At 68.4% G+C, this 25,975-nt stretch carries 26 protein-coding genes and 1 pseudogene; 11 read left to right on the top strand and 16 right to left on the bottom strand.

All coding sequences use genetic code 11. The features are described 5' to 3' along the window. Nucleotides 1-114: 114 nt before the first annotated feature. The 3 genes from ACO2SS_RS25840 to apaG form a co-directional block, all read right to left on the bottom strand. A complete protein-coding gene (locus ACO2SS_RS25840) occupies nucleotides 115-1,053 on the bottom strand; it encodes a hypothetical protein (RefSeq protein WP_423280735.1) in 939 nt (312 codons plus the stop codon). A gap of 393 nt (nucleotides 1,054-1,446) precedes the next feature. Further along, nucleotides 1,447-2,622: an acetylornithine deacetylase gene (gene argE, locus ACO2SS_RS25845; RefSeq protein ID WP_423280736.1), complete on the bottom strand. Its 1,176-nt coding sequence runs from the start codon at nucleotides 2,620-2,622 to the stop codon at nucleotides 1,447-1,449. A 10-nt stretch (nucleotides 2,623-2,632) separates the two neighbouring features. After that, nucleotides 2,633-3,025, bottom strand: a complete 393-nt coding sequence (gene apaG / locus ACO2SS_RS25850; RefSeq protein ID WP_423280737.1) for a Co2+/Mg2+ efflux protein ApaG — start codon at nucleotides 3,023-3,025, stop codon at nucleotides 2,633-2,635. Between the two features lie 145 nt (nucleotides 3,026-3,170). Here apaG and ACO2SS_RS25855 point away from each other — a divergent pair, with 145 nt between their 5' ends. Next, on the top strand, nucleotides 3,171-4,139 hold the full coding sequence (locus tag ACO2SS_RS25855; protein WP_423280738.1) for a tripartite tricarboxylate transporter substrate-binding protein: 969 nt from the start codon (nucleotides 3,171-3,173) through the stop codon (nucleotides 4,137-4,139). Between the two features lie 10 nt (nucleotides 4,140-4,149). Here ACO2SS_RS25855 and ACO2SS_RS25860 read toward each other — a convergent pair whose 3' ends face one another. Beyond that, nucleotides 4,150-5,961, bottom strand: a complete 1,812-nt coding sequence (locus tag ACO2SS_RS25860; RefSeq protein ID WP_423280739.1) for an ABC-F family ATP-binding cassette domain-containing protein — start codon at nucleotides 5,959-5,961, stop codon at nucleotides 4,150-4,152. 347 nt (nucleotides 5,962-6,308) lie between these two features. Between ACO2SS_RS25860 and ACO2SS_RS25865 the strand changes: the two genes are divergently transcribed. Next, nucleotides 6,309-6,641, top strand: coding sequence for a metal-sensitive transcriptional regulator (locus ACO2SS_RS25865; protein ID WP_423280740.1), 333 nt, complete (start codon nucleotides 6,309-6,311; stop codon nucleotides 6,639-6,641). Between the two features lie 9 nt (nucleotides 6,642-6,650). On the opposite strand, the gene ACO2SS_RS25870 is transcribed toward ACO2SS_RS25865, so the two are convergent. From ACO2SS_RS25870 to ACO2SS_RS25890, 5 genes and pseudogenes are all read right to left on the bottom strand, one after another. Then, complete coding sequence (locus tag ACO2SS_RS25870; RefSeq protein ID WP_423280741.1) at nucleotides 6,651-7,415, bottom strand: ABC transporter ATP-binding protein; 765 nt, start codon at nucleotides 7,413-7,415, stop codon at nucleotides 6,651-6,653. Next, nucleotides 7,408-8,133 carry an ABC transporter permease gene (locus ACO2SS_RS25875; RefSeq protein ID WP_423280742.1) on the bottom strand — a complete coding sequence of 242 codons (726 nt, stop codon included), beginning with the start codon at nucleotides 8,131-8,133 and terminating at the stop codon, nucleotides 7,408-7,410. The genes ACO2SS_RS25870 and ACO2SS_RS25875 overlap by 8 nt, the downstream gene beginning before the upstream one ends. Further along, complete coding sequence (locus tag ACO2SS_RS25880; protein WP_423280743.1) at nucleotides 8,133-8,843, bottom strand: ABC transporter permease; 711 nt, start codon at nucleotides 8,841-8,843, stop codon at nucleotides 8,133-8,135. Before ACO2SS_RS25880 ends, ACO2SS_RS25875 begins: the two co-directional genes overlap by 1 nt. A 228-nt stretch (nucleotides 8,844-9,071) precedes the next feature. Beyond that, nucleotides 9,072-9,914 carry a transporter substrate-binding domain-containing protein gene (locus ACO2SS_RS25885; protein ID WP_423280744.1) on the bottom strand — a complete coding sequence of 281 codons (843 nt, stop codon included), beginning with the start codon at nucleotides 9,912-9,914 and terminating at the stop codon, nucleotides 9,072-9,074. 217 nt (nucleotides 9,915-10,131) lie between these two features. Continuing rightward, a pseudogene (locus tag ACO2SS_RS25890) lies at nucleotides 10,132-10,236 on the bottom strand (IS1595 family transposase); the annotation flags it as partial. Between the two features lie 3 nt (nucleotides 10,237-10,239). On the opposite strand from ACO2SS_RS25890, the gene ACO2SS_RS25895 reads away from it, so the two are divergent. Then, nucleotides 10,240-10,476: a DUF6471 domain-containing protein gene (locus ACO2SS_RS25895; protein ID WP_423280745.1), complete on the top strand. Its 237-nt coding sequence runs from the start codon at nucleotides 10,240-10,242 to the stop codon at nucleotides 10,474-10,476. Here ACO2SS_RS25895 and ACO2SS_RS25900 read toward each other — a convergent pair. The 3 genes from ACO2SS_RS25900 to clpB all read right to left on the bottom strand — a co-directional run bounded on the left by ACO2SS_RS25900 (nucleotide 10,435) and on the right by clpB (nucleotide 15,487). Further along, nucleotides 10,435-11,019, bottom strand: a complete 585-nt coding sequence (locus ACO2SS_RS25900) for a hypothetical protein (protein WP_423280746.1) — start codon at nucleotides 11,017-11,019, stop codon at nucleotides 10,435-10,437. The two genes, ACO2SS_RS25895 and ACO2SS_RS25900, sit on opposite strands and share 42 nt — an antisense overlap. Before the next feature lie 644 nt (nucleotides 11,020-11,663). Then, entirely contained in the window at nucleotides 11,664-12,695 is a 1,032-nt protein-coding gene (speB, locus tag ACO2SS_RS25905) for an agmatinase (protein WP_423280747.1), read from the bottom strand. Nucleotides 12,696-12,850: 155 nt separating this feature from the next. Continuing rightward, entirely contained in the window at nucleotides 12,851-15,487 is a 2,637-nt protein-coding gene (clpB, locus tag ACO2SS_RS25910) for an ATP-dependent chaperone ClpB (RefSeq protein ID WP_423280748.1), read from the bottom strand. Between the two features lie 226 nt (nucleotides 15,488-15,713). Between clpB and ACO2SS_RS25915 the strand changes: the two genes are divergently transcribed. The 3 genes from ACO2SS_RS25915 (at nucleotide 15,714) to ACO2SS_RS25925 (ending at nucleotide 17,981) form a co-directional block, all read left to right on the top strand. Beyond that, nucleotides 15,714-15,923 carry a hypothetical protein gene (locus tag ACO2SS_RS25915; protein ID WP_423280749.1) on the top strand — a complete coding sequence of 70 codons (210 nt, stop codon included), beginning with the start codon at nucleotides 15,714-15,716 and terminating at the stop codon, nucleotides 15,921-15,923. Nucleotides 15,924-15,963: 40 nt separating this feature from the next. Further along, complete coding sequence (locus tag ACO2SS_RS25920) at nucleotides 15,964-16,767, top strand: MOSC domain-containing protein (protein WP_423280750.1); 804 nt, start codon at nucleotides 15,964-15,966, stop codon at nucleotides 16,765-16,767. A 119-nt stretch (nucleotides 16,768-16,886) separates the two neighbouring features. After that, nucleotides 16,887-17,981, top strand: a complete 1,095-nt coding sequence (locus ACO2SS_RS25925; RefSeq protein ID WP_423280751.1) for an HD-GYP domain-containing protein — start codon at nucleotides 16,887-16,889, stop codon at nucleotides 17,979-17,981. A 29-nt stretch (nucleotides 17,982-18,010) separates the two neighbouring features. Here the strand turns inward: ACO2SS_RS25925 and ACO2SS_RS25930 are convergent, their stop codons facing one another. After that, complete coding sequence (locus tag ACO2SS_RS25930) at nucleotides 18,011-18,217, bottom strand: hypothetical protein (RefSeq protein WP_423280752.1); 207 nt, start codon at nucleotides 18,215-18,217, stop codon at nucleotides 18,011-18,013. Between the two features lie 188 nt (nucleotides 18,218-18,405). Then, nucleotides 18,406-19,152: an aspartate/glutamate racemase family protein gene (locus ACO2SS_RS25935; RefSeq protein ID WP_423280753.1), complete on the bottom strand. Its 747-nt coding sequence runs from the start codon at nucleotides 19,150-19,152 to the stop codon at nucleotides 18,406-18,408. A gap of 45 nt (nucleotides 19,153-19,197) precedes the next feature. Here ACO2SS_RS25935 and ACO2SS_RS25940 point away from each other — a divergent pair, with 45 nt between their 5' ends. Next, nucleotides 19,198-19,857, top strand: coding sequence for an aspartate/glutamate racemase family protein (locus tag ACO2SS_RS25940; protein ID WP_423280754.1), 660 nt, complete (start codon nucleotides 19,198-19,200; stop codon nucleotides 19,855-19,857). Here the strand turns inward: ACO2SS_RS25940 and ACO2SS_RS25945 are convergent. Beyond that, the gene (locus tag ACO2SS_RS25945; protein ID WP_423280755.1) at nucleotides 19,834-21,192 is read right to left on the bottom strand and encodes an amidohydrolase family protein; all 1,359 of its coding nucleotides are present in this window, start codon (nucleotides 21,190-21,192) and stop codon (nucleotides 19,834-19,836) included. The genes ACO2SS_RS25940 and ACO2SS_RS25945 overlap by 24 nt on opposite strands. Beyond that, entirely contained in the window at nucleotides 21,189-21,902 is a 714-nt protein-coding gene (locus ACO2SS_RS25950) for a GntR family transcriptional regulator (RefSeq protein WP_423280756.1), read from the bottom strand. The genes ACO2SS_RS25945 and ACO2SS_RS25950 overlap by 4 nt, the downstream gene beginning before the upstream one ends. Before the next feature lie 283 nt (nucleotides 21,903-22,185). Here ACO2SS_RS25950 and ACO2SS_RS25955 point away from each other — a divergent pair, with 283 nt between their 5' ends. From ACO2SS_RS25955 to ACO2SS_RS25970, 4 genes are read left to right on the top strand one after another with little or no spacing between them, the layout of a single operon-like run. Continuing rightward, a complete protein-coding gene (locus ACO2SS_RS25955) occupies nucleotides 22,186-23,238 on the top strand; it encodes an ABC transporter substrate-binding protein (protein WP_423280757.1) in 1,053 nt (350 codons plus the stop codon). A gap of 26 nt (nucleotides 23,239-23,264) precedes the next feature. After that, complete coding sequence (locus ACO2SS_RS25960) at nucleotides 23,265-24,347, top strand: ABC transporter ATP-binding protein (RefSeq protein WP_423280758.1); 1,083 nt, start codon at nucleotides 23,265-23,267, stop codon at nucleotides 24,345-24,347. Then, entirely contained in the window at nucleotides 24,344-25,177 is an 834-nt protein-coding gene (locus ACO2SS_RS25965; RefSeq protein ID WP_423280759.1) for an ABC transporter permease, read from the top strand. Before ACO2SS_RS25960 ends, ACO2SS_RS25965 begins: the two co-directional genes overlap by 4 nt. Further along, nucleotides 25,174-25,974 carry an ABC transporter permease gene (locus tag ACO2SS_RS25970; RefSeq protein ID WP_423280760.1) on the top strand — a complete coding sequence of 267 codons (801 nt, stop codon included), beginning with the start codon at nucleotides 25,174-25,176 and terminating at the stop codon, nucleotides 25,972-25,974. The genes ACO2SS_RS25965 and ACO2SS_RS25970 overlap by 4 nt, the downstream gene beginning before the upstream one ends. Nucleotide 25,975 lies beyond the last annotated feature (1 nt).

Raw genomic sequence — 25,975 nt, forward strand, 5'->3', positions numbered from 1 at the left:
AAGCCGCTCTCGCCGCGATCGGCCGTTACGGCGGGAGCATCTCCATTGAGCTCGGATCTGATCGACGAAGACAGGCGGGTGCCTCTCCCGCGGCGCCGAATGCCTTGGTCGCCATCAGGCGGCGCTGTCAGGCAGGTCCGCCCCAAAGGTGTCGGCCGATAGCGCGTCTCGCAGTGCGCGGAGCGTCAGGTGTATCCGACCGTGCATCCAGTCGATGGCGTCAGGCCAGCGGCCTCGATCGGTGAGCATGATGCCTTGCTGAATAAGAAGCCAGGTCTTCTCGCTCTCTTTGCCTGACTGGAGCGGGACGCCTAGCGCGGCTTCGAGACGCTCTCGATGCGGCGCAAGTTCTGCCACTACCGCTTCGATTGGTATAGAAGCCTTTCCTCGCACATAAACCCCACAGCCTTTGGCCAGCCAAGTCCCGACGAGGATGTTGCCCTGAACGGGCAGCCAATGATTGTTGCTGTTGTTTGCCTTGATGCCGAGGGCGGCGTCATCTGGATGCCGTTCGAGGTACAACGTCCAAAAGTCGCGATTGCGACTGTCCGTCCGGGCCATGGCCTCGGCCTTTGCGACCTTGATCTCTCGCTCGAAGTCGTTTGGCTGGACTACAACGTCGAAGATGGGCGCGACCGGGCTGTCACCGATACGGATCACCCGGAGCTCAACCGCAAAGAACCGGAAATCGGGCGGCGTGTGGTCATTGAGCCACCGCAGCGCTGACACATGCTCGGCCTGGAATCTGGTGCTCACCCAGACAATCGTCCTCGCTTCGAGCCCGGCCAGATAGGTCATGAGTTGGCCGAGATGAGTGTGATCACTCTTCTCGAGCTGGTTTTCGATGAGGACCGTCTCCCCGCGCTTGTTGCGCGCAACGATGTCAGCCGAGAAAGGGCCGACGGCCGTTTCGGAGCCGAGAAGCTCCAACTCTTCGCCGATTGCGCCACCCAGATGGTCGAGCTGGCTGGCTAGCCAGGGGGTGAAGTTCAGAGCCTCGTGACGCCAGACGGTGCGGGGTTCGACCTGGGTAAGCCTGCTGATCTGCATCAAGTAGCGCCCTTCGTCCGCAGGGGGGCGCGGCAGTGGCACGACGCGGCTTCTTCAACGTGCATTCGGTTATCGGGAGTAGCGGCAATCCGTTCGGAGGAACGGCGTATCCAAACACGGTGTCGGTAGTAGGATCGCCGTGAGCAGATGTCCATCTCCGCCGAAGAGCCGCCGTGTGAATAGAAGGCCGTTGTGACGCGGCGCTGCGTTGCTCTTCTGCCGCGCAAGAGCTCAGCTGGAATTTATTGTTGATGGGGAACCCGTCTCGAAATGATTTCTTTTTGATTAAAGATCCGGTGTGATTATCTTAATTGCGATTGGCATATTCGTTGAGGGGGGCAAGTGTTGGGGCGCAGAGAGCTAGAGTAATCGCGTCTGCTAGATTGGTTGAGCTTGTTATTTCTTACAAGTCTCCCCCAGCCGGCGCATGAAGCGCTCGCCCTCGGCCAGTTCGTCGAGCGTGATGTATTCGTCCGGCTGGTGGGCGCGGTCGATGGAGCCCGGGCCGCAGACGACGGTCGGAATCCCCGCCTCCTGGAAGCGACCAGCCTCCGTGCCGTAGGGCACCGTCACCGTCGCATTGCGGCCGGCCAGCTTCTTCGCGAGCGTCTCGGCCGGAGAGCCCGGCTCGGGGGCGAGGCCGGGCACCAGGACCTCGCGTATGGTCTCGACGCGGCCGAACGGGCCGAACCGGTTCAGCCGCGGCAGCACGGTCTCGTTCACGAACCGGTCGAGCCGCGTCGGAATCTCGTCCGGATCGAGGTCGGGCAGGCCGCGGAACTCCCAGTTCAGGCAGCAGAACTTCGGCAGGATGTTGCGGGCCGTTCCCCCCTTGATCCGCCCGACATGGACGGTCGAATAGGGCGGATCGAAGCGGCCGCTCGGATCGCCGCGCTCCATCATCTCGTCGGCCAGGCGATTGAGCTCCGCCAGGATCTCGCCCGCCGCCATCACGGCGTTGGCGCCGAGATACGGCTTGGAGGAATGCGCCTCGAAGCCGTGGACGGTGGTGATGAAGGTCGCCACGCTCTTGTGGGCATCGACCACTTCGAGATCCGTCGGTTCGCCGACGATGACGGCCTGCGGCCGCGGCAGGTCCTGGCCGAAACGGGCGATGGCGTCGGCCACGCCGAGGCAGGTCGTCTCCTCGTCGTAGGAGAGGAGGATGTGGATCGGCGTCTCCAGGCCGGCGGCGAGGAAGTCCGGCACGGCCGCCAGGGCCAGGGCGTCGAAGCCCTTCATATCCACGGCGCCTCGGCCATAGGCGCGCCCGTCCGCCACCCGGAGCCTGAACGGGTCGGACGTCCAGTCCTGGCCCTCGACCGACACGCAATCGGTGTGGCCGGAGAGCACGACACCCCCTCGATCCGGTGGCCCGATTGTCGCGAACAGCGCCTGCTTGTCGCCGGCCGCGTTCGGCACGCGCCAGAACGGCACGTCCCAGTCGCTCAGGTACTCGGCGACGAAATCGATGAGGGGGGTGTTCGACCTGGAACTCTCAGTGTCGAAGGCCACGAGACGCTCGAGCATTTCGAGCGTCGAGTAGCGCCGGCCCCGAACGGGGCCGGTCAAGACGCACTCGTCAATGGAGGACCCGCTTCACGAAGGGAGAATCCAGGGAGAAGGCCGGGATCTCGGCCCGAAAGGTCTCGCCGTTATCGGCCAGCATCGTGTAGGAGCCCTGCATCGTGCCGTCCGGCGTGGTGAGGGGGCAGCCGCTCGTATAGGTGAAGCTCTCGCCCGGCCCCAGGGTCGGCTGCTCGCCGACGACACCGGCGCCGCGCACCTCCTGCACGTTTCCCTCGCCGTCCGTGATGCGCCAGTGCCGGGAGCGCAGCTGCACCCGCGTCGTCGACATGTTCGTGATCTCCACCGTGTAGGCGAAGAAGAACTTCCGCTTCTCGGGCTGGGACTCCTCTTCGACGAAACGCGGCTCCACGCAAACCCGGATCCCCTGGGTCGTGGCCTTGTACATGGTCAAGTCCTCGGGCGACGAACTTATCCTAGGTAAGGCCCCGCTCGGCGGAAGGTCAACGCGCCGAGCAACCGCACCCGCAGCTTGTGTGAAAGGCCAGATTGTAAGACGGTAAGCCAAACTGTTGATAGGGAGGGTGCCGGCCGTGAGAAGAATCCTGGAAGCCATTTGCCTCCTGCTGCTCACGACCGGACTGGCGGCGGCGGAAAGCTTCCCGTCCCGGCCCATCACGATGGTGGTGCCGTTCGCGGCGGGCGGTCCGGGCGACGTCATCGGGCGGATCCTCGGCGCCGCGATGGGCCAGAACCTCGGCCAGACCGTCGTAATCGAGAATGTGGGCGGGGCGGGCGGCACGATCGGGACCGGCAAGGTCGCGAAGGCGCCCGCGGACGGCTACACGATCCTCCTCATGCATGTCGGGCAGGCGACGAGCGTGACCCTGTTCCGCAAGCTCAATTACGACCCGGTCGGCGATTTCGAGCCGATCGGTCTCGTGACCGACGTGCCCATGATCCTGGTATCCCCGAACGAGTTCCCGCCGCGCGACCTGCGCGAGCTCGCGGCCCACATCAGGGAGAACAAGGAGAAGGTGCTGCTGGGCAATGCCGGGATCGGCTCCGCCTCGCATCTCTGCGGCCTACTCCTGATGAGCACCCTCGATACGCAGATGACGACCGTCCAGTACCGGGGCGGCGGCCCGGCCCTGATCGACATCATGGCGGGCCGCATCGGTCTGTGGTGCGATCCGGCGACGGGCCCGACGCCCTATGTGAAGGAGGGTAAGATGCGCGCCTATGCGGTGACCACCAAGGCGCGTCTGCCCACGCTCCCGGACCTTCCGACCGCCCACGAAGCGGGCCTGCCCGGCTTCGAGGTCTCGACCTGGTATGGCCTCTACGCGCCGAAGGGCACGCCGAAGCCGGTCCTCGATCGCCTGCTCGTCGCACTGCAGACTGCCCTCAAGGACCCCACCGTGGTGCAGCGGTTCGCCGAGCTCAGCATGCAGCCCGTCTCCGCCGACAAGGTGAACCCGGCCGCCCTGGCCGCCCATCTTCGCGCCGAGGTCGACAAGTGGGCGCCCATCATCCGGAAGGCCGGGGTGCACGCCGACTGACCGCGGGTCCTCAGCCGATCTCCTCCCGCAGGATCTCGAGTTCGAGCCATTCCGTCTCGGCGGCCTCGAGCTCCGCCGCCTTCTCGGCGACCGCCAGGGAGGCCTTGTCGAAGCCTGCGCGATCGCGCGCGTAGAGGGCCGGGTCGGCGAGCTTCGCCTGGAGCGCCTCGATCTCCCTGGTCAGGGTTTCGATGCGGGAGGGCAGCGTCTTGAGCGCGTGCTGCTGGTGGAAGCTGAGCCGCTTCTTCGCATTCGGCTGGGGGGCGGGCGTGGGAGCCGCCTCGGCGCGGGCCTTGGGGGCGGGCCGGGCGGCGGGTGAGCGCGCCGCGAGGTCGGCGCCGCGCTGCGCCAGCATGTCCGTGTAGCCGCCCGCATATTCCAGCCAGCGGCCATTGCCTTCGGGGACGATGACGGAGGTCGCGACGCGGTCGAGGAAGTCGCGATCGTGGCTGATCAGCAGGATCGTCCCCGTATAGTCGCCCAGCATCTCCTCGAGGACGTCCAGGGTCTCGAGATCGAGGTCGTTCGTCGGCTCGTCGAGCACGAGCAGGTTCGAGGGCTTGGCGAGCGCGCGCGCCAGCATGATGCGGCCGCGCTCGCCGCCGGAGAGCACGCGCACGGGCGTCCGTGCCTGCTCCGGCGAGAAGAGGAAGTCCTTCAGGTAGCCGATGACGTGGCGGGTCTCGGTGCCGACCGTGATCATGTCGCCGCGTCCCTCCGTCATGGCCTCCGCGAGCGTGTCGTTCGGATCGAGGTTCTCGCGGCGCTGGTCGAGGGCCACCATCTCGATGGCGGCCCCGAGCCGGACCGAGCCCGAATCGGGCGGCAGCATGCCGGTCAGGAGCTTGACCAGCGTCGTCTTGCCGGCGCCGTTCGGGCCCACGATGCCGATCCTGTCCCCGCGGAGGATCCGGGTCGAGAAATTGGCCACGATGGGGCGGTCGCCGAAGGCCTTCTCGACGTTCTTCGCCTCGATCACGAGGGTGCCGGACTGCTCCGCCTCGGCAGCCGCCATCTTCACGTCGCCGGCGGCGCGACGCTCAGTCCGGCGCGACTCGCGCAGACCCGCGAGCTGCGCCATCCGGCGCACATTGCGCTTGCGGCGCGCCGTGACCCCGTAGCGGACCCAGTGCTCCTCGGCGGCGATCTTGCGGTCGAGCTTGTGGCGCTCCGCCTCCTCCTCGGCGAAGACCTCGTCCCGCCAGGCCTCGAAATCCCCGAAGCCCCGCTCGATCCGGCGCGTGCGGCCGCGGTCGAGCCAGACGGTCGCGCGCGACAGGTTCGTCAGGAAGCGGCGGTCGTGGCTGATCAGGACGAGCGCCCCGCGCAGGCTCTTCAGCTCCGTCTCCAGCCACTCGATCGTGGTGAGGTCCAGATGGTTGGTCGGCTCGTCGAGAAGCAGGATGTCCGGCTCCGGCGCGAGCGTCCGGGCGAGCGCGGCGCGGCGCGCCTCCCCGCCCGAGAGCGAGGCCGGATCCTCCTCGCCGCTCAGCCCGAGCTCGCCGAGCAGGTACCGCGCCCGATACGCGTCGTCGCCTGGGCCGAGCCCCGCCTCGACATAGGCCAGCACCGTGTCGAAGCCCCCCATGTCGGGCTCCTGCGGCAGGTAGCGGATCGTCGCGCCGGGCTGCCGGAACACCTCGCCGCGATCGGCCTCCACGAGGCCCGCGGCAATGCGAAGCAGGGTGGATTTGCCGGAGCCGTTGCGGCCGACGAGGCAGACGCGCTCGCCCGCCGCCACCGAGAGGTCGGCGCTTTCGAGGAGCGGCGTGCCGCCGAACGTGAGGGAGACGCCCTGAAGCGACAGGAGGGGAGGAGCCATGGAATTTGAAAGGAGATGTCGCGGGCGGGGGTCGTAGCACGAACCGGCAATGGGTGTGAGCCGCCGAGCCGGCAGTGGAAAACCGATCTACCCTGGGTTTAGTCGATCAGGTTCCACAATCATTCATATTCGAGTTGGAATAGATACAGCCTGAAGCCTGTTCGTCGGCCGTCGAGCTCTGCGGGGACTTGGACCCGCACCGTCGAGCGGCCCGCCAGGTCTTCCCGCTGCGAACGTCCGCAGCCACGAAGGATGGGATCACGGCTCTTGGACCTATCGAGACAAGGCGGGCTCTACCCGCGCATGAAACTGGGCGGCGTGGCTCGCGGCAGAGGCAGGCGGGAGCCATGAGGTACGAGCTTTCCGAGGGGCGACTCCATCTCCGGCGCGAGCCGGAGGAGAAGCAGCCCATCCTGTCGCGCCTCGCCCGGATCGAGGGCCAGGTCCGCGGGCTCCGCCAGATGGTCGAGAACGATCGCTATTGCGGCGAGGAGCTGCAGCAGGCGACCGCGATCACGGCCGCGCTTCGCGAGGTGTCGCTCCTCGTGCTGCAGGATCACCTGAGTGCCGGCATCGACCACGCGGCGGCGCTGCTCCGGGAGCACGAGGGCGACGAGGAGGGCGTGAAGCTCGCCGTGACCGAGATCACGACCCTGCTGCGCGCCGTGCTCAAGCAGTAGGGGGGCGCCTCACCCGCGGCCCTGGATGAAGCGGCGGAAGCGCTCCGATTCCGGGGCGCCGAACATCTCGGCGGGAGGACCCTGGGCGTCGATCCGGCCCTCGTCGAGAAACATCACATGGCTGGAGACGTCGCGCGCGAATCCCATTTCGTGCGTGACGACCAGCATGGTGCGGCCCTCCTGGGCGAGCTGCCGCATCACGCGCAGCACCTCGCCGACGAGTTCCGGGTCGAGGGCCGAGGTCGGCTCGTCGAACAGCATCACGTCCGGCCGCATCGCGAGCGCGCGGGCGATCGCCGCGCGCTGCTGCTGCCCGCCGGAGAGATGGGCCGGGTAGTGGTTGCGCTTGTCCGCGATCCCGACCTTGGCGAGGAGCGCCTCCGCCTCCGCGATGCACTCGGCCTTCGGCCGCTTCTGCACGTGGACCGGCGCCTCGATGACGTTCTGGATGACCGTCATGTGGCTCCACAGGTTGAAGCTCTGGAAGACCATCGCGACGCGCTGGCGCAGCCGCTCCACCTGGCGCCGGTCCGTCGGTTCCGGACCGTGACGGCTCTGCTTGAGGGAGATCGTCTCGCCCGCGACGCAGATCTCGCCCTCGTCCGGCACCTCGAGGAGGTTGAGGCAGCGCAGCAGCGTCGACTTGCCCGAGCCGGAGGCGCCGAGGATCGAGATCACGTCGCCCCTCTCGGCCTGGACCGAGACGCCCTTCAGGACCTCGAGCGCGCCGAAGCGCTTTCTCAGCCCCGTCGCGCGGACGATCGGCTCAGGCATGCGCGGCCTCCGCGGCGGCCGGCTCGCGCGGGGCGGCGCGGAGATGGGGGGAGAGCCAGTATTCGAGGCCCAGGATGGCGCGCGTCACGAGGATGTTGATCAGGAGATAGATGGAGCCGGCGCAGATGAAGATCTCCACGGCCCGGAAGGTCTGGGCGATCAGCTTCTGGGCGATGAAGGTCACCTCGGCGAGCGTGATGATGGAGGCGAGCGAGGTCGCCTTCACCATGGAGACGATCTCGTTCGAATAGGCCGGGAGGGCCTGCCGCAGCGCGATCGGGCCGGTGATGCGGCGCGCCAGGGTGAAGCGGCTCATGCCGCAGGCCCGGCCGGCCTCGATCTGCCCATGCGGGACCGACAGGATCGCGCCGCGGATGATCTCGGCCGCATAGGCGGCGGTGTTGAGCGACAGGGCCAGCAGCGCGCACCAATAGGCTTCGCGGAAAAACCACCAGACGCCCCAGGCCTGGAGCGTCGGCCGGAACTGGCCGAGGCCGTAATAAATCAGGAACACCTGGACCAGGAGCGGGGTCCCGCGGAACACGAATACGAAGCCCCGGGCCGGCCAGACGAGCGCCCGGTGGCGCGACAGGCTCATCAGGGCGAGGAGCAGCGCCAGCGCGCCGCCGCACAGGACGGACCAGCCGGCGAGCTTCAGCGTGAGCGGCAGGCCCGCCAGCAGCGCGAGCCAGGTCTCGGCCATGAAGGCGAAATCCATCAGGCCCGCCTCACGCCGCGCATCGACCGGGCCTCGACCCAGCTGAACCCATAGGTCGAGACCGTGGTGATCAGGAGGTAGAGCGCCGCGGCCGTCAGGTAGAAGGGAAAGGGCTCGCGCGTCGAGCCGGCGCCGATCTGCGATTGCCGCAGCAGCTCGACGAGGCCCGTGACCGAGATCAGGGCCGATTCCTTGAGCACGAGCTGCCACACATTGCCGAGCCCCGGCACCGCGTAGCGCATCACCTGCGGGGCCACGATGCGCCGGAACATCAGGAACCGCGCCATGCCGACGGAGCGGGCCGCCTCCAGCTCGCCCTTGGCGAGCGCCAGATAGGCGCCGCGATAGACCTCAGCCTGGTAGGCGCCCGAAATGGCGCCGAGCGCGAGCGCCCCGGTCAGGAGCGCCGGAACCCCGACGAAGCCCTGGCCGCCGAGCATCCGGGCGACCGCCGACAGGGCCGCCGATCCGCCGAAATAGAAGAGGTAGATGACGAGGAGGTCGGGCACGCCGCGCAGCAGCGTCGTGTAGCCGTCCGCCAGCCAGCGCAGCGGCCTCACCCGGGACAGCTTCGCCCAGGCCGCGAGCGAGCCGAAGACCGCGCCGACCAGGAAGCCGAGCACGGCCACGACGACCGTCATGCCGGCCGCGCGCAGCATGGCGGGACCCCAGCCGGTCGGGCCGAAGCCCATCAGCTCGACATATCTCATGGGGCGGAGCGGGTGCGCTCCCCTCCCCCTCGTGGGGAGGGGCGGGGGGTGGGGGGCATCCCGGCAGGTCGCGCCCCATCCGGCACGCCCCCCACCCCGGTCCGCCGCTCCGCGTCGGCTCGGCCCTCCCCACGGGGGGGAGGGCAGGCGCGGACCCGCCTCGCATCAGCCCGGGGCTTCGCGCCCATTGCCCTCGCCGAGAGGTGAGGGACCGACTCGCTCGCCACGTCAGCTCTTGAGCGTGATGTCGGACTTGAACCACTTCACGGAGAGGTCCTTCAGCGAGCCGTCGGCGTTCATGGAGGCGATCGCCTCGTCGAAGAGCTTTTTCAGGGAGGCATCGCCCTTCCGCATGCCGACCGCGACGCCGCGCCCGAACACGTCGCCGGAGAACCGGGCCCCGGCCAGCGTGTAGTCCTTGAAGTCGGGCTTCTCGAAGGTGCCGCGGATGGCCGAGGCTGAGGCGAAGATCGCGTCGATGCGGCCCGACAGGAGGTCGAGGTCGTGCTGCTCGGTCGTCTTGTATTCGCGGATCTCGACCGTGTCCTTCAGGTACTTGTCGACGAAGTTCGCGTGGATGGTCGAGACCTGGACGCCGATCGTCTTGCCCTTCAGCAGTGGCTTCATGGCCTCCAGGGCCTTCACGGCGCCCGCATTGTCCTTGTCGAAATTGAAGGTCTGGCCGTCCCCCGGCAGCTTGGCGAGCGGGCCGTCCTTCGCGGTGCCGAGGCTGCCCGCCTCCTGCACATAGGGGATCGAGAAGTCGATCACGGCCGCGCGCTTCTCGGTGATGTTCATGCCGGCCATGATGGCGTCGTACTTGCCGGCCTGGAGGGCCGGGATGATGCCGTCCCAGTCCTGCTGCACGACCTCGCAGGTGACCTTGGCACGCTTGCAGAGCTCGGCCGCGAGCTCGATCTCGAAGCCGTCGAGCTTCCCGCCCGGGGCCGTGAAGTTGTAAGGCGCATAGGCGCCTTCCGTGGCGATCTTGATCGTCTTGCCCTGGGCGAAGGCCGAGGTTGCCGCGGCGATTCCGATCAGCGCCGCTCCGAGCGTCGTGACGATGCGCATCGTTGGTGTCCCTGTCAGATCCTGTCCCCAGTAACCTGCAAGCTTGGTGCCGGCGCAAGGGGCTTGGGTTTCATCCAGGCACGCGCCGTCCGTCCCCGGCCCGGGGTCTGGTCCAGCGATGGTTCAAAGAGCTGGACCGAAATCCTGTGAGGGAGCGGGACGCCGGTTCACCGGCCTTCGAGGATCCGCCAGGCCCCTCCCGGCGTCCCGCGCGGTTGCGCGAGGCTAAGATGGTCCCGCTCGTCACCGAGAACTGCTCGCCGCAGGCGCGGCACTTGAGCCGGCGACGGATGGCGATGTCATAGGGCTTCAGGCCGCCGCAATCGTGGCTGAAGGCGGCACAGAAGAAGCGTGGGCCGCTCCGAGCGGAGGGATCCTGAAGGCCGAGTTGAAGCGAAAGGGCGTTACTTATGCGCAGTTAGTCGAGAAGCTGGCAGCCATCGGGGTCAGAGAGACTGAGCCGAACGTTCGCAATAAGCTTGCTCGCGGCAAATTTACGACAGTCTTTTTCATTCAGGTCTTAACTGCGACCGGCGCCCGCGACATTCGGCTGGATACCTAGTTCGTTCGGCCTGAATGGATGTCCAAGTATTCGAATTTTTCCTTTTGCCTCTTCATGCAACATGTTTGCGAGATCGGGGGCCAGAATAAACGTGACGCTGTCAAATTCGCAGTTCTTAAAGCTACTTTGTTCGAAGGCTACCACTCCTGTAATCCACCCTTCCTGCACGCAAATGAAGTTGCATTGGTTCATCCGCGGCTGGAAGAGAGAGACATGATCGCCAAAAGCGATCACCATCGGGCCGACGAAGCGACATTCTCGGAATGTCTTTCCGGTATGCATCTGATGAAAATAGGAAAACAAGTCTGATACCGTAATTATCTCTTTGAAGAAGTTATCCTGAAGAGGATTGATCCCCGATGGCTCCCTCGACCGCTTTCTATTCAGAGAAGCGCGAGTGAAATTTTCCACGGACAACGCAACTGTGAGCGCGACGAGTGAGGAAGCGAGGGCTGCCGAGACCCCTGCGGCAACCCACGCAACAGGACCCCAAACGGAAAGCCAGTCGGTAGCGGCGGCAGCCCACGCCGCTAGCGTGCCCATGGCAGAACTCCCGCCAAGGGTTGCCCAGAGAGCAAGCCGTGACTCAACTCGGTCCAGGAGAATCTGAAGTCTTTTCCACATTTCCTCCAGATAGCACCCGCAACCCGCGGCTGTGGATTCGCCGTTCGTAGCTTGCTCACCGGGATATCTCCTATCCTGGTCTTCGCAGCTATGAGCCTCAAACGATGTCACTCGCCATCGTTGGTAGTTCATTTACTACGCAAGGCTGCAAAACGAGCTAAGCGCGGCGATCCACCGCGTGATCACAGAGGTTCTAGGCCACGAGCAAACAGTCACTGAGGAGAAGCAAGTCGAGGTGGGGAAGAGGGGATGCTTAATACCCCGCCGAAGAAGCACGAGGGGAAGGAATCGTTAATCAAACAAGCCTCGTGGTCTCGCCAGCGGAGGAAGCGTCGAGCCTTCTGCTTACGCGTGCGCGGTTTCTTCAGCCCGCGAGTAGGCCAAGCGGCTTCCGCGAGCATCCTCTAAAGCCATCACGGCGCGCTCAGCGGCGGTGATCTTGCGGGAGAAGGTGGCCCGGCGAAGCCGGGCCGGATGAGGGGCCGACCCCTCACCCGGTCGGGCGCTGCCGCGCCCGACTCGACCTCTCCCTCAGGGGGAGAGGTGACGCGGCGGCGCTAGCCTCACCCCTTCCGCACCAGCAGGCAGAGCAGCGTAAACATCACCTGGGCGGCGATGTGGGCCGTGTTGGTGGTTCCGTCATATTGCGGGGCGACCTCGACCACGTCCGCGCCGACGAGGTTCAGGCCCGTCAGCCCGCGCAGGATCTGGAGCACCTCGCGCGGCGCGAGGCCGCCGACCTCCGGCGTGCCGGTGCCGGGCGCGAAGCCGGGATCGACGCTGTCGATGTCGAAGGTGACGTAGGTCGGTCCGTCGCCGACCACCTCCCTGGCCTTCGCGATGACGGCCGGGATGCCCATCTCGACCGCTTCCTCGGCGTGGATCACCGTCATGCCGGACGCGTAGGAGAACTCCCACAGGTATTCGGCGCCGCCCCGGATGCCGATCTGGATCGTCCGCTCCGGGTCCAGCACGCCGTCCAGCACCGCCTGCCGGAACGGCCCGCCATGGTGGAATTTCGAGCCCTCGTATTCGCCCGAGGTGTCGCAATGGGCGTCGATATGGATGAGGCCGACCGGCCGGTCGCGGCCGACGGCCCGCAGGATGGACAGGCCGATCGAATGGTCGCCGCCGACCGAGAGCGGCTTTACGCCGGCCTCCACGATGCGGCGGATATAGGCCTCGATGTCGGCGTGGCAGCGCTCGAGCGAAAAGCGGCTCGCCATCGGCAGGTCGCCGATATCGGCGACGCGCGCCTCGCCGAGCGGGGCGACCTTCAGCACATGCTCGTAGGGGCCGATCCGCTCGACCGCCCGGACGGCCCGCGGGCCGAGCCGCGCGCCGGCCCGGTTGGTGACGCCGAGATCCATCGGAATGCCGAGGATCGCGACGTCGAGGCCGGCGAAACCCTCCGCCGCCGCGTCCGGACGGTAGGGCGCGTCCGCAAAGGTCGCGACCTCCGCGAAGGGCCAGGGCCGGCGATCGGAGCCGACGAAGACGAGATCCGCCACGCGCCGGAACTCGGGATCGAACACGTCCCCGCCCTTCGCCGACGCGAACCGCTCCCGCAGCGCCTCGAGCTTCTTCGAATCCATCCGAGCCTCCGGTCACCCCTATCGGACGAACAAGCGCGCCGCGGGTCAAGGCGCCAGGGCGAGGGGCCGGGCCGCCTTCGACGCAAAAGAAAACGCCGCCCCGCGGGTGCGGGACGGCGCGACAAGTTTCTCGATCGGCGCCGCGGCGCCGCCGGTTACTGCAGCGGCACGCCGGCGGGGCGCTTCTCGGCCCCGACCGTCACGTCGCCGATCATCAGGCCGCCCGGCCCGACGCGGACGGGCAGGGTCTCGCCGTCGTGGACCTCGCCCGACAGGATCAGCTCGGCGAGCGGATCCTGCACGTTCTTCTGGATCACGCGCTTCAGCGGGCGCGCGCCATAGGCGGGATCGTAGCCCTTCTCGGCGAGCCAGCCGCGCGCCGTCGGATCGAGCTGGATCGTGATCTTCCGCTCGTCGAGCAGCTTCTGCAGGCGCCGCATCTGGATATCGACGATCGCGCCCATCTCCGACCGCTGCAGGCGGTGGAAGAGGATGATCTCGTCGATCCGGTTCAGGAATTCCGGCCGGAAATGCGCCCGGACGACGTTCATCACCTCTTCGCGGACCTCATCCGTGTCGTGACCCTCGCGCTGGTTGACCAGGTACTCGGAGCCGAGATTCGAGGTCATGACGATGAGCACGTTGCGGAAATCGACCGTGCGGCCCTGGCCGTCGGTGAGCCGCCCGTCGTCGAGAACCTGCAAGAGGATGTTGAACACATCCGGATGCGCCTTCTCGATCTCGTCGAACAGCACGACCTGGTAGGGCCGGCGGCGGACGGCCTCCGTCAGCGCCCCGCCTTCCTCGTAGCCGACATAGCCGGGAGGCGCGCCGATCAGCCGGGCCACGGAGTGCTTCTCCATGTATTCCGACATGTCGATGCGGACCATCGCGGTCTCGTCGTCGAACAGGAAGGCGGCGAGCGCCTTGGTGAGCTCCGTCTTGCCGACGCCCGTCGGGCCGAGGAACATGAACGAGCCGATCGGCCGGTTCGGGTCCTGCAGCCCGGCGCGGGCGCGCCGGACGGCGGTCGAGACGGCCTCGACGGCCTCCTTCTGGCCGACGACGCGCTTGGCGAGCTCGCTCTCCATGGCGAGCAGCTTCTCGCGCTCGCCCTCGAGCATCTTGTCGACCGGGATGCCGGTCCAGCGCGAGACGACGCCCGCGACATGCGCCGGCGTGACGGCCTCCTCCATCATGCCGGAGCCGTTGCCGCGCGTGCCGTCGTCGCCGCGCGCCTCGAGCTCGCCGAGCTCCTTCTCCAGCTGCGGGATGATCCCGTAGGAGAGCTCGCCGGCCTTGGCCCAGTTGCCCTCGCGCTGCGCCTTGGCGAGCGTGTTGCGGGCCTCGTCGAGCTTCTTCTTCAGCTCCGCGGCGGCGCCGAGCTTGTCCTTCTCGGCACGCCAGCGCGCCGTGATGGCGGCCGACTGCTCCTCGAGGTCGGCGAGCTCCTTCTCGAGCTTCTGCAGGCGGTCCTTGGAGGCCGCGTCGGTCTCCTTCTTGAGCGCCTCGCCCTCGATCTTCAGCCGCACGATCTCGCGGTCGATGTTGTCGAGCTCCTCGGGCTTCGAATCGACCTGCATGCGCAGGCGCGAGGCCGCCTCGTCGACGAGGTCGATCGCCTTGTCGGGCAGGAACCGGTCCGTGATGTAGCGGTTCGACAGCGTCGCGGCGGCCACCAGGGCGGAATCCTGGATGCGCACGCCATGGTGCTGCTCGTACTTCTCCTTGATGCCGCGCAGGATCGAGACCGTGTCCTCCACGGTCGGCTCGGACACGAAGACGGGCTGGAAGCGCCGCGCCAGCGCGGCGTCCTTCTCGACATGCTTGCGGTACTCGTCGAGCGTGGTCGCGCCGACGCAATGCAGCTCGCCGCGGGCGAGGGCAGGCTTCAGGAGGTTCGAGGCGTCCATTGCGCCATCGGCCTTCCCGGCGCCGACCAGCGTGTGCATCTCGTCGATGAACAGGATGATGCCGCCCGCCGCCGCCGTGACCTCGGACAGCACGGCCTTCAGCCGCTCCTCGAACTCGCCGCGATACTTCGCGCCCGCGATGAGGGCGCCCATGTCGAGCGCCAGGAGCTGCTTGTCCTTGAGGCTCTCGGGCACGTCGCCGTTGACGATGCGCAGCGCGAGGCCCTCGACGATGGCCGTCTTGCCGACGCCCGGCTCGCCGATGAGCACGGGGTTGTTCTTGGTGCGCCGCGACAGGACCTGGATGGTGCGGCGGATCTCCTCGTCGCGGCCGATCACCGGGTCGAGCTTGCCCTGCCGCGCCGCGTCGGTCAGGTCGCGGGCGTATTTCTTCAGCGCGTCGTAGCTGTTCTCGGCGGACGCGTTGTCGGCCGTGCGGCCCTTGCGCAGCGCCTCGATGGCGGCGTTCAGGTTCTGCGGCGTGACGCCCGCCTGCTGCAGGATGCGGCCCGCCTCGCTGTCCTTCTCGATCACCAGCGCGAGGAGCAGCCGCTCGACCGTGACATAGGAGTCACCGGCCTTCTGGGCGGCCTGCTCGGCCGTATCGAAGAGCTTGATGAGCTCGCGCGTCGCGGCGGGCTGCGAGGCCGCGCCCGACACCTTCGGCTGCTTGGACAGCCACGTCTCGACGCCCTGGCGCACATCGCGCGAGCGGCCGCCCGCGCGGTCGATCAGACCGGAGCAGAGCCCCTCGGGGTCGTCGAGCAGGACTTTGAGCAGATGGCCGGGGCTGAGCTGCGGATGCCCCTCCCGCATGGCCAGCATCTGGGCGGACTGGATGAAGCCGCGCGCCCGGTCGGTATATTTCTCTAGATCCATGTTTCACCCCTCGCCCGGCTTCCCGCCCCTCTAGGCACGGGTTGCCGAAGAAGATGTCCGGCCGGCTCTCCCCCGAGGCCTCCGGACGCCGGCACTCGTCGAGCCACCGGCCCACCGGATGTGGTGTGGCATTCCGGTGACACAAGGGTTCTTGGGCCTGCTCTCTTCGCCTCTGGAACGGGTACCGGGGACGCGCATTGATCCGGCGCAAACCAGGACCTGAGCCATGGCCGCTCCGAAGGACCCGCGCTCTGAAGCCGAGAAGGCCCGGGCCGATTTGAAGCGCAACGACGAGATGGGGCTCGCCGTTCCGGAAAGCGAGGAGGAGGAGTTCCCCTCTGTCACGCCGGCGACATTCGGCGAGCGCACCGAGTTCGGCTACGAGCCCCCGATCGACCGCGAGGAGCGGGACGACCCGCTGCCCGAGGCGCCGTAGACGGCTTCGCACGCGGACGTACTCCCTCTATGTAGTGGGAATGCGCGTCGCCTCGCTCTATCGCTATCCCGTCAAGGGTCTCTCGCCCGAACGCCTGGAGGGCGCCCGGCTGGAGCGCGGGGCCTATTTCCCTGCGGACAGGCTCTACGCCATCGAGAACGGGCCGTCCGGCTTCGACCCGGCGGAGCCGCGGCATCAGCCGAAGATCAAGTTCCTGATGCTGATGCGGAACGAGGCGCTCGCGCGGCTCCGCACGCGCTACGACGACGCGACCAGCACCCTTCACGTGGAGGGGGAGGGCGGCTCCGTCAGCGCCGACCTGTCCGCGCCGGCGGGACGGCTGGCGCTAGAGGCCTTCATCCGCCGTACCCTGCCGCGCGAGCTCCGCGGGCCGCCGAAGGTGCTGGCCGCCCCGGACGCGTTCCGCTTCACGGATTCCCGAAGCGGCTATGTCTCCCTCATCAACCTCGCGAGCGTTCGGGCCATCGGGGACATGCTCGGCCGCCCGGTCGATCCGCTCCGCTTCCGCGGCAACGTCATGGTCGAGGGGCTGGAGCCCTGGGCCGAGTTCGACCTCGTGGGCGCGGAACTCGCGGCTCCCTCCGGGCTGCGCCTCCAGGTCACCAAGCGGATCCAGCGCTGCGCCGCCACCAACGTCGACCCCGTGACGGCCGAGCGCGACATGGACATCCCCAAGACCCTGATGCAGCGGCTCGGCCATCCGGATTGCGGGATCTACGCCGAGGTCCTGGCCTCTGGCGAGCTGGAACCCGGCGACCTCATCGAAACCCTGCCGGCGGCGCAGTCGAGCCTGCCCTTCGCCCCGGACACCTCCCGTCCGTAGAAGCTCCGCAAGCACATCGGGAAGAAAGGTCGAGGTCGCGTCAGGTAATCGCTAACGACCTTCGTGCCACATATGTGGCCACCAAAGGTGGTCCGACAGTTTGGGGCGAAGAGTTCCGGATGCTCCCGGCCAAAGTCTCCGACCGGAGACGCATCCTGCTGCTCGTCTTCGAGCAGGCCGAGCAAAGCCGCGAATTGGCGCGGCTGCTCGCCAATATCGCGATGGTGCGGGCCGTGCACGTCTCGGAACTCGAGAAGCTCAACCCGATCCCCGCCGTGGCCATCGTCTGCGATTTCGACCTGCGCTCCGGCAAGAGCTTCCGGGCCGTCCAGGCGGAACTCGCGCGGCCCTTCCACCGCGACGTCCCGCGCCTGGTCGTGACGGAGAAGAACCGCAGCCTCGGCGTGGTCGAGGCCGGCGCGCTCGGGATCACGGATTCGATCACCCGGCCCTTCGATGACGAGCTCATTCTCGGCTGGTTCCGCTCGCGGTTCGTGTCGGGCTTCGAGCGGGACATCTCCGAGCTCGGCCCGAGCCTCAAGAGCGGATTGCAGCTCGCGCACGCGGCAGTCGCCCGCATGTTTGAGGGAGTGGCCGCCGGTGCGGCGCTCACGGCGGAGGATGTCGCGGCCCAGGAGGAGCCGACGATCGAGGCCATCCGTGCGGCGAGCCTGAGAGGCTGGCTGGACGCGGTTCGCCTGCATCATTCGCAGAGCTACCGGCATTGCCTGGCGGTGACCGGCGTTGCGGTGGCCTTCGCGCAGCAACTCGGGATGAATCTCGCCGACCAGCGCCGGATTGCGCGCGCCGCGATCGTGCATGATGTCGGCAAGGCACAGATCCCCCTGGCCATCCTGGAAAAGCCCGGCCGGTTGAGCGAGGACGAGGCGGCCCTCGTGCGGGAGCACCCGGTTCTCGGCCACGCGACGCTGGCGCAGGCGAGCGGCGAGTTCTCGGACGAGACCCTGGATGCGGTCCTGCATCACCACGAGATGCTGGACGGCTCCGGCTACCCTCACGGCCTCTCGGGCGGCGACGTCTCGGACATGGCCCGCATCGTGGGCCTCGCCGACATCTTCACGGCCCTCATCGAGGATCGCCCCTACAAGCCGGCCATGCCGCGCCCGCGGGCCTACGAGACGATGGAGGCGATGGGAGCCAAGCTCGATCGCGACCTCCTCCGCGCCTTCCGGCCCGTGGCGCTCTACAACTGAGCATCCCGCGACGCGGGGATGCCGAAAGCTCAGGCCGCACGCGCGAACCGGCGCCGCTCGGCCCGTACCAGGATCATGGAGCCCTGGGCGACGTAGCTGAGGAGCACGCGCCCGCAGACCTCGACGGCCGCGGTGAGGATGCCTCTCGGCGCCACCGCGCCACGGGCCACGCTCGCCACGCCGTTGTCGTTGCAGGCCATGGCGCGGGCGATTTGAAGAGCATTACTCGTACGCATCGCGTCCTCCGTCACGCGTCTGCGTAGAGTATCGGCAAGTTATTTCCGGATTGTTGTGCGGTTCAACACGTAACGTTGGTGCCGCGAGAAGCTCGTTGTGCTTCGCCGGACGACGGGGTTTCGCCGGTAGACTCCGGGATTTCAGACGGTGTCGGGGCTCTCGAATCCGGGATCGCTCCCGGCCGGCCTCAAGGGAGGGAAGCGCTCCCCTCGATCCGGGACGCAAGCGCGGCGGGCAGGCCGCTCGTCGGCTTCGGAGGGTAGGCCGGGGCGGGCCAGGCGCCCGCGCTCGCGCGCAGGATCGCCAGCGTCTCGGCCTGCCGCACGGCTGCGGCAACCTGCTCGACCGCAGGCACGGGCAGGCGATCGGCGACGCGCGCGGCGAGCCCGGAGAGAGGCGCGCCGGCGAAGATGAGGATGTCCGAGCCCGCAGCCGCCGCGTGACGGGCGAGCTCGACCAGGAGCTCCTCCTTCTCGCCCTGGACATCGGTGATCGACGTGAACCGGCCCTGGAGCGGGAAGACACCGGCGCAGCGCCCGCCGAGCCCGTAGAGATCGACCGTGTCGCGGTACCAGGGCGCGAGCGCCCCCGAGAAGGTCACGATGCCGAAGCGCCGCCCGAGCATGCAGGCGGTCAGCATCGCGGCCTCTGCCATCCCGACGACCGGGAAGGGGAAGAGCTCGCGGGCGCCGAGAAGGCCCGGGTCGCCGAAGGCCGCGATGATCGCGGCGTCGACCGGGCCGGCCTCCGCCAGCATCTCGAGCGCGATCGCGCCGGCGATCTGCGCCTCGGCCTGCGTCGAGATGTAGGGAAGGCCGCGTGGCGCCGTCATCGGTACGAGTTCGGTCCCGGGCGCCGCCGCCTTGCGGCCGGCCGCGAGCATCAGGTCCGTGAGTTCGGCAGTGGTGTTCGGGTTCAGAAGTACTATTCGCATCACGCCAGATCCTTTCGGCAAGCCGAGCCGTCCCCGCGGAGCCTCATGCGCCTTCTTCTCGTCAACCCGAACACCTCCCGGGAGACCACCGACGCCATGGTGCGGATCGCCGAGGCGGCGGCGCCGGAGGGCGTCACGGTCGAGGGCGCCACCGCGCCATGGGGCGTGGGGCTGATCACCAACGAGGCGCAGCTGGCGACGGCCGCGACGGCCGTCCTCGATCTGCTTCGCGGCCGCGCCACGCTCCCGGACGCCGTGATCATGGCCGCGTTCGGCGATCCGGCGCTGGAGGAGGCCCGCGCTCTCCTGTCCTGTCCGGTGACGGGGATCGCGGAGGCCGGCATGGCCGAGGCGGCTGCCGGCGGGCGGCCCTTCGCGGTCGCGACGACGACCCCCGACCTCGCGGCCGCCATCACGGCGACGGCGCACCGGTACGGGCACGGGTCGCTGTTCCGCGGCGTCCATCTCACGCCGGGCGATCCGGCGGTCCTGATGGCGGATCGGGAGCGGTTGGAGGAGGCGCTGGCCGATGCGTGCCGGGCCGCCATAGGGGCCGGCGCGGAAGCCGTGGTGATCGGCGGCGGCCCGCTCGCGATGGCGGCACGCGCCATCGCGCCGCTCTTGCCCGTGCCGATCATCGAACCCGTTCCGGCATCTGTGCGGCTTGCGCTCGAACGCGCGTCATCCGGCCACGCGGCGCCATAAGGCTTCGGCCGCGCGCTGCGCGTCGCGGACGATCTCGTCCGCGGAGACGAGCGTCGGCCGGCCGTCCTCCAGGACGACCCGGCCATCGACGATCACGTGGGCGACGTCCCGGCCCTGGCCGACATGGAGGAGCGATCCCAGCGGGTTGAGGAGCGGGGCCCAATGCGGCCTGCGCATGTCGACGAGGACGATGTCCGCCTTCCGGCCGATGCCGAGCTGGCCGATCTCGTCCTCCAGCCCCATCGCGGCGGCGCCGTTGCGGGTCGCCATCTCGAAGGCGATGGGGGGCTGCCACTCGTCCGTGACGCCGCCCGCGCGGATGCGGCCGGCATTCAGCGCCCAGCGCATGGCCTCGACCATGTCGGCATGCATGTTGTCCGTGGACAGCGCGATCGTGGCGCCGGCCTTCCGCAGCTCGGCGATCGGCGCGATGGTGCCGCCGGTCGCGTTCCCCTTCGGGATATGGGCGACCCGGATGCCGGCCTGCCCGACACGCCGGATGTCGCTCTCGTCCAGCCAGATGCAATGGGCGGCGATCAGGTCCGGCCCGAGCAGGCCGAGCTCGTCGAGGAGTTCGGGCGGGCTGAGACCATCACGTTCGCGCACCCGCGCGACTTCGAGCTTCGACTGGGCGAGATGGGTCGTGACCCGCATGCCGGTGGCGTCGCGGGCGGCGCGCACCTCGCGCAGGAGGTCGGCCGAGCAGGTGTCCGGCGCATGGGAGGCGAGCTGGACGCCGACCCGGCCGTCCTGCGTGCCCTGGAATCGCCCGTGCAGCGCAAGCGCCGCATCCAGCGTCCGCCGCCCGATCTTCGGATCGTGCTCCCAGCGGCCCGCCGCGATGCCGGCGAAATCGACGTCACGGATGCGGCCGCAGGCCGTCACGCGCAACCCGATTTCCGCCATCGCGGGAAGCGCGAGCTCGGCATACTCGTAGGTGTCGTTGATGAGCGTTGAGCCGAAGGTCAGGGCCTCCAGCGCGCCGAGGCGGGCGAAAGCCACCGCCTCGTCCGGTTCGAGGTCGTGTCCCTGTGGAATCCCGGGCGTGTAGGCGGGCGCGAAGCCGAGATCCTCCGCGACGCCGCGCAGCATCGTGAGCGCCGCATGGGTGTGGACGTTGACGAGGCCCGGGATCGCCAGATGCCCTCCGGCCGCGATGGTCCGGCGGGCGGGAGGGGCAGGGCCCTCGGCCGGGCCCAGATGGGTGATGCGGTCGCCGGCGATCCCGATGCGGCCCTCGACGATCTCGGGGAGGAGCCGATCGCCCGTGAGGATCCTTGCGCCCTCGACCAGGAGATCGAAGGGCTGGGGACCGCTGTCGTGTCCCTCGCTCATTCCGCCGCCTCGGAGAGCGACGGGGCGGGCGCAGTGTCGGACCGCAATTCCATTCTCAAGATGTCCTCGAGCGAGGCCGACGGGGCCTCGCAGATGCGCGGCCGCAGCCGCGTCTCGACCAGGGAGAGATGAGTCGTCATCGCGCGCACCGCCTTGCTGCGCTCCCTTGCGAGCAGCGACCGGAAGACCGCGCGGTGCTCCGCGCATTGGCACGCGGAGGAGCTGTCCGGCTCGAAGAACGCGACCAGCATCATGGTGCGGGCCACGAGCTCCTGCATCTGCCGGATGATGATCGGGTTGCCGGTGAGCTCGGCCAGGATGGCGTGGAACTCGGCCGATAGCCGGATGGAGGTGATGCGGTCGCCCGAGGCGAGCGCGGCATCCTCGTCCGCGACATGGCGCGCGAGCCTTTCGCGGCCTGCGTCGTCGAGGGCGTCGGCGAGATGCGCCACGATCCCGCCTTCGAGGATGCGGCGGGCCTCGTAGATCGTCCTTGCCTCGCCCAGATCCGGCGCGATCGCGAAGGCGCCGCGGTTCTTCTCCAGCGTGATCAGCCTCTCGTGCCCGAGCCGCTGGAGCACCTTGCGGATCTTCTCGCGGCTCACGCCGAAGATCTCCGCCAGATGATGCTCGCCGAGCTTGGTGCCGGGCGGGACGAGGCCGGCCAGCAGCACGCGCGACAGCGCCCTGTGGATCTCGTCGTCCCCCATCTCCCGCGCTCGCACCCGGTCCTGTTTCGACCGGGAGGATCGCCCGAAACCCGGCCGCTCGGCCAGCATGGATTGTGCACAAAATCTGGGAAGTTGCGCCCAAATAGGCGGCAATCTGGGCACATCGAAGCTTGGCCGCGACACGTTGGCGTCTGACCACCTCTCGCAAATTCAGCTACTTCGCCGGCAATTGTACCAGATTGACGCTCCCCGTCCGGGTCGGCACGGGGTTTGCGGTGGTACGGGCGCCGCAGCGTTGGGCTGCGACCGGAGACATACGCCGATGACTTTCAGCCTTCCCCGCAATCCGAGCCGTCGTGCGTTCCTGGCCGGCGGCGTCGGTGCTGCCGCCGTGCTCGGCGCGCCGTCCATCCTGCGGGCGCAGACGCGCGAACTCGTCGTCGGCGGCGCTGCGAGCCACAAGGGCTGGGTCGAGGAATTCGTGATCCCGGCCTTCGAGAAGAAGCACAAGGCCAAGGTCATCTTCGAGGGCACGCGTTCGCTCGTGAACCTCGAGAAGATGCAGAAGAACAAGGACAAGCAGTACATGTCCGTCGTCCAGATGGACGATCCGGTCATGATCCTGGCCGTGAAGGAAGGCCTGCTCGATCCGCTTACGCCCGCCAAGGCGCCCCACCTGGCCGAGCTGAACCCGGGCACGGTCCACATGGACGGGATGTGGGCGAACTACCTCCAGCCCTGGCTCGGGGTCGCCTACAACAAGGAGACGATGAAGACGGCTCCGACCTCCTGGGGCGACGCCTTCGACCCGAAGTACAAGGGCCGGGTCATCCTGCCCTCGCTGCAGAACACGGAGGGCATGCCGGCGATCTACATCGCGTCCGCCCTCGCGACCGGTAAGCCGATGGCCGGCAAGGGCGCGGATGTCGAGGCCAGCTTCAAGAAGCTCGCGACGATCAAGCCGAACCTCCTCACCGTCTACACGCAGCAGCCCCAGGCCTATAACCTCCTCGAGCAGGGCGAGGCCTGGATGATCCAGGGCGCGCTCTCGTCCTACGCGCTCCAGCGCAAGTCGGCGGGTGCGCCGATCGAGCTCGCGGCCCCCAAGGAGGGCGTGTTCGCGCTCCCGTCCGGCATCGCCGTGGTGAAGGGTGCGCCCCAGCCGGAGCTCGCCTTCGCGTACGTCAACGAGCTCCTCGGCGCGGAGATGCAGGGCAAGCTCGTCGCCCCGACCTTCTCGCTCGCCACCAACAAGGGCGTGCCGCGTCCTGCGGGCTTCTCGAGCGACATCGTCATCCACCAGGTCGACTGGGCCGAGGTGGCGCGCGAGCGCGAGGCGTGGATCAAGCGCTGGGATCGGGAGATGTCGCTCTGAGCGCGGCCAGGACGGGATCAGGCGCGATGCAGCCCGCCTTTCTCGACATCGTCGGGGCAGAGAAGCGCTTCGGCGCTTCCACGGTCCTCGGCGGGGTCGATCTCGCGGTCCGCCGGGGCGAGTTCATCTCGCTCCTCGGGCCGTCCGGATGCGGAAAGACGACGCTCCTGCGCATCGTCGCGGGACTGCTCGCGCCCGATCGCGGGCGCGTGTCGCTCGACGGCCGCGACATGACGCGCGACCCGCCGCACCGGCGCAACGTCAGCGTCGTCTTCCAGAACTACGCGCTGTTCCCGCACCTGACCGTCGGCGAGAACGTCGCCTTCGGGCTCAAGGCCCGGAACGTGCCGCGCGAGGAGATCGCGCCGGCGGTCTCCCGCTTCCTCTCGCTCGTCCATATGTCGACCTTCGCGAACCGTCCGGTGCGGGCGCTGTCGGGCGGGCAGCAGCAGCGTGTCGCGGTGGCGCGCGCTCTGGCCGTGCGGCCGAAGCTGCTGCTCCTCGACGAGCCGTTCTCGGCGCTCGACCGCAAGCTCCGCGAGACGATGCAGATCGAGCTGAAGCGCCTCCTGCGCGAGCTCGGCACGACCTCGATCTTCGTCACGCACGACCAGGACGAGGCGCTGACGATGTCCGACCGCATCGCGGTGATGAATCGCGGCGCAATCGAGCAGCTGGCCGAGCCGGCGGCCATCTATCGGCGACCTGCCACGGCCTTCGCGCTCGGCTTCGTCGGCCTGTCCACGCAGCTCTCCGGCAAGGTCGCGGAGGCCGGGGGAGGGCTCCTCACGATCCGCACCGTCTTCGGGCCGATCCGCGCGCCGGCGCAGTTCCTGCCGGGCAGCCCCGTCGTGGTGGGAGTCCGGCCCGAGCGCATCCGGGTCGGGAAGGCGCGCGACGGCGAGAACGAGATCATGGCCGAGCTCGTGGAGGTCGCCTTCCAGGGAGCGCGGGCGCATCTGTTCTTCGCGGCCGCCGCGGGCCAGCACGTCATGGCCGAGGTGCCGGAAATCCCGGCCGGCGCGGCGCCCGGCGCCCGCATGCCGCTCAGCTGGGCGCCCGAGGACACGCTGGTCTACCCGGCCGAAACGGAAGCGCTCGCGGCATGACGGCCCGGCGCATCGACCCGGTGGCGCTGCTCGCGCTGCCGGCGGTCCTCTACCTCCTCTTCGCCTATGGCTGGCCGCTCGTGGCGCTGCTCCTGCGCAGCGTCTCCGGCCCCGAGGGCTGGAGCCTCGCACCGCTCGCGGGCTTCCTGTCCGATCCCTTCAGCTGGCGCGTGATCGGCAACACGCTGCAGACGGCCGCCCTGGTGACGCTCCTCTGCCTCGTGATCGGCTACCCGACCGCGCTGGCGCTCGCCCGCTCGCGTGGGCTGGCCCAGGTCGTCCTCCTCCTGTCCATCATCCTGCCGCTCTCCGTCGGCGTGGTCGTGAAGGCCTATGCTTGGCAGATCGTGCTGCGGCGGGACGGGATCGTGTCCCAGGCTCTCGTCGGGCTCGGCATCTGGAGCGAGCCGCAGCGCCTGCTCTTCACCGAGACCGGCCTCGTCATCGGTGCCGCCAACGTGTTCCTGCCCTTCATGATCCTGCCGATCTATTCGGTGATCCGGCTCGTCGACCCGCGCCTGACGGAAGCCGCCGCCACCCTCGGCGCGACGCCGCTCTACCGTTTCACGCGCGTCGCCCTGCCGCTCACGATGCCGGGCATCGTGTCGGGCATGGCCTTCGTCTTCTCGCTCGCGGTCTCGATGTACGTGATCCCGAGCCTCGTCATCGGGGACCGCTACCAGACGCTCGCGACGCTCACGGGCCGCGCCTTCCTGATGATGCGGAATGAGGAGCTCGGCTCCACCACGGCCGTGGTCCTTCTCGTACTCGCCGTCGCGATCGTGGTCGGGTCCACGGCGCTTGCCCGCCGCCTCGGGAGCTCCTCATGACCACAACCGAACGCCTCGCCTCCAGCCTCGTCTGGGTCGTCGCCGCCGTCGCGGTCCTGTTCCTGATGACGCCGCTCGTCGTGACGGTCGCGGTATCCTTCGGGTCGAGCTCCGTTTTCACGCTGCCGCCGCCCTCGTGGTCGCTGCGCTGGTACGAGCGGCTCTGGGCCTCGCGCGACCTTTGGCCCGCCGTCGCGACCTCGCTCCAGATCGCGGCTCTGTCCACGGCGGTCGCGCTGGTCCTCGGGACGCTCTGCGCCATCGCGCTGGTGCGCGGGCGCGTGCCCGGCCGGGAAGGGATCATCACCTTCCTGATCTCGCCCCTGATGCTGCCCGGCCTCGTGATCGGCATCGCCATGCTGCAGGGCTTCCGCATGGCCGGCCTGCGCGACGTCTGGGTGAGCCTCCTCGTCGCGCATGTCGTGATCACGCTGCCCTACGTGGTACGGACGGTGATCGCCGCCCTGTCGCTCTTCGACTTCACGCTGATCGACGCGGCGCGCACGCTCGGCCTCACCTATCCGGCGGCGGTGCTGCGCATCCTCGTGCCCTCCCTCGCGCCGGCCTTCCTCACCTCCGGTCTTTTCGCGTTCCTCGCCTCCATGGACAATTACCCGATCTCGATCTTCTTCACGGATGCCTGGACCAAGACGCTGCCGATCCAGATGCTGCAATACGTGGAGGAGCGGCCGGACCCGACGGTCGCGGCCATCTCGGCGCTGCTCATCCTGCTCGCGGTCGTGGCGCTCGTGATCGGCGACCGGCTCGTCGGCCTGCGCCGCCTTGCGGATTACTGAG

This window comes from Enterovirga sp. CN4-39 (assembly GCF_049446235.1).
Taxonomy (GTDB): domain Bacteria; phylum Pseudomonadota; class Alphaproteobacteria; order Rhizobiales; family Beijerinckiaceae; genus Enterovirga.

Excerpts from the sequence above, each read along its gene's own strand:
- ACO2SS_RS25885 (WP_423280744.1), bottom strand. The coding sequence starts at position 9,914 with ATGCGCATCGTCACGACGCTCGGAGCGGCGCTGATCGGAATCGCCGCG.
- ACO2SS_RS25940 (WP_423280754.1), top strand. The coding sequence starts at position 19,198 with ATGCGCCTTCTTCTCGTCAACCCGAACACCTCCCGGGAGACCACCGAC.
- ACO2SS_RS25960 (WP_423280758.1), top strand. The coding sequence starts at position 23,265 with ATGCAGCCCGCCTTTCTCGACATCGTCGGGGCAGAGAAGCGCTTCGGC.
- ACO2SS_RS25950 (WP_423280756.1), bottom strand. The coding sequence starts at position 21,902 with ATGGGGGACGACGAGATCCACAGGGCGCTGTCGCGCGTGCTGCTGGCC.
- ACO2SS_RS25915 (WP_423280749.1), top strand. The coding sequence starts at position 15,714 with ATGGCCGCTCCGAAGGACCCGCGCTCTGAAGCCGAGAAGGCCCGGGCC.
- ACO2SS_RS25865 (WP_423280740.1), top strand. The coding sequence starts at position 6,309 with ATGAGGTACGAGCTTTCCGAGGGGCGACTCCATCTCCGGCGCGAGCCG.
- ACO2SS_RS25930 (WP_423280752.1), bottom strand. The coding sequence starts at position 18,217 with ATGCGTACGAGTAATGCTCTTCAAATCGCCCGCGCCATGGCCTGCAAC.
- apaG (WP_423280737.1), bottom strand. The coding sequence starts at position 3,025 with ATGTACAAGGCCACGACCCAGGGGATCCGGGTTTGCGTGGAGCCGCGT.
- ACO2SS_RS25965 (WP_423280759.1), top strand. The coding sequence starts at position 24,344 with ATGACGGCCCGGCGCATCGACCCGGTGGCGCTGCTCGCGCTGCCGGCG.
- ACO2SS_RS25925 (WP_423280751.1), top strand. The coding sequence starts at position 16,887 with ATGCTCCCGGCCAAAGTCTCCGACCGGAGACGCATCCTGCTGCTCGTC.
- ACO2SS_RS25900 (WP_423280746.1), bottom strand. The coding sequence starts at position 11,019 with ATGGGCACGCTAGCGGCGTGGGCTGCCGCCGCTACCGACTGGCTTTCC.
- clpB (WP_423280748.1), bottom strand. The coding sequence starts at position 15,487 with ATGGATCTAGAGAAATATACCGACCGGGCGCGCGGCTTCATCCAGTCC.
- ACO2SS_RS25860 (WP_423280739.1), bottom strand. The coding sequence starts at position 5,961 with ATGGCTCCTCCCCTCCTGTCGCTTCAGGGCGTCTCCCTCACGTTCGGC.
- speB (WP_423280747.1), bottom strand. The coding sequence starts at position 12,695 with ATGGATTCGAAGAAGCTCGAGGCGCTGCGGGAGCGGTTCGCGTCGGCG.
- ACO2SS_RS25875 (WP_423280742.1), bottom strand. The coding sequence starts at position 8,133 with ATGGATTTCGCCTTCATGGCCGAGACCTGGCTCGCGCTGCTGGCGGGC.
- ACO2SS_RS25945 (WP_423280755.1), bottom strand. The coding sequence starts at position 21,192 with ATGAGCGAGGGACACGACAGCGGTCCCCAGCCCTTCGATCTCCTGGTC.
- ACO2SS_RS25955 (WP_423280757.1), top strand. The coding sequence starts at position 22,186 with ATGACTTTCAGCCTTCCCCGCAATCCGAGCCGTCGTGCGTTCCTGGCC.
- ACO2SS_RS25920 (WP_423280750.1), top strand. The coding sequence starts at position 15,964 with ATGCGCGTCGCCTCGCTCTATCGCTATCCCGTCAAGGGTCTCTCGCCC.
- ACO2SS_RS25870 (WP_423280741.1), bottom strand. The coding sequence starts at position 7,415 with ATGCCTGAGCCGATCGTCCGCGCGACGGGGCTGAGAAAGCGCTTCGGC.
- ACO2SS_RS25970 (WP_423280760.1), top strand. The coding sequence starts at position 25,174 with ATGACCACAACCGAACGCCTCGCCTCCAGCCTCGTCTGGGTCGTCGCC.
- ACO2SS_RS25935 (WP_423280753.1), bottom strand. The coding sequence starts at position 19,152 with ATGCGAATAGTACTTCTGAACCCGAACACCACTGCCGAACTCACGGAC.
- ACO2SS_RS25880 (WP_423280743.1), bottom strand. The coding sequence starts at position 8,843 with ATGAGATATGTCGAGCTGATGGGCTTCGGCCCGACCGGCTGGGGTCCC.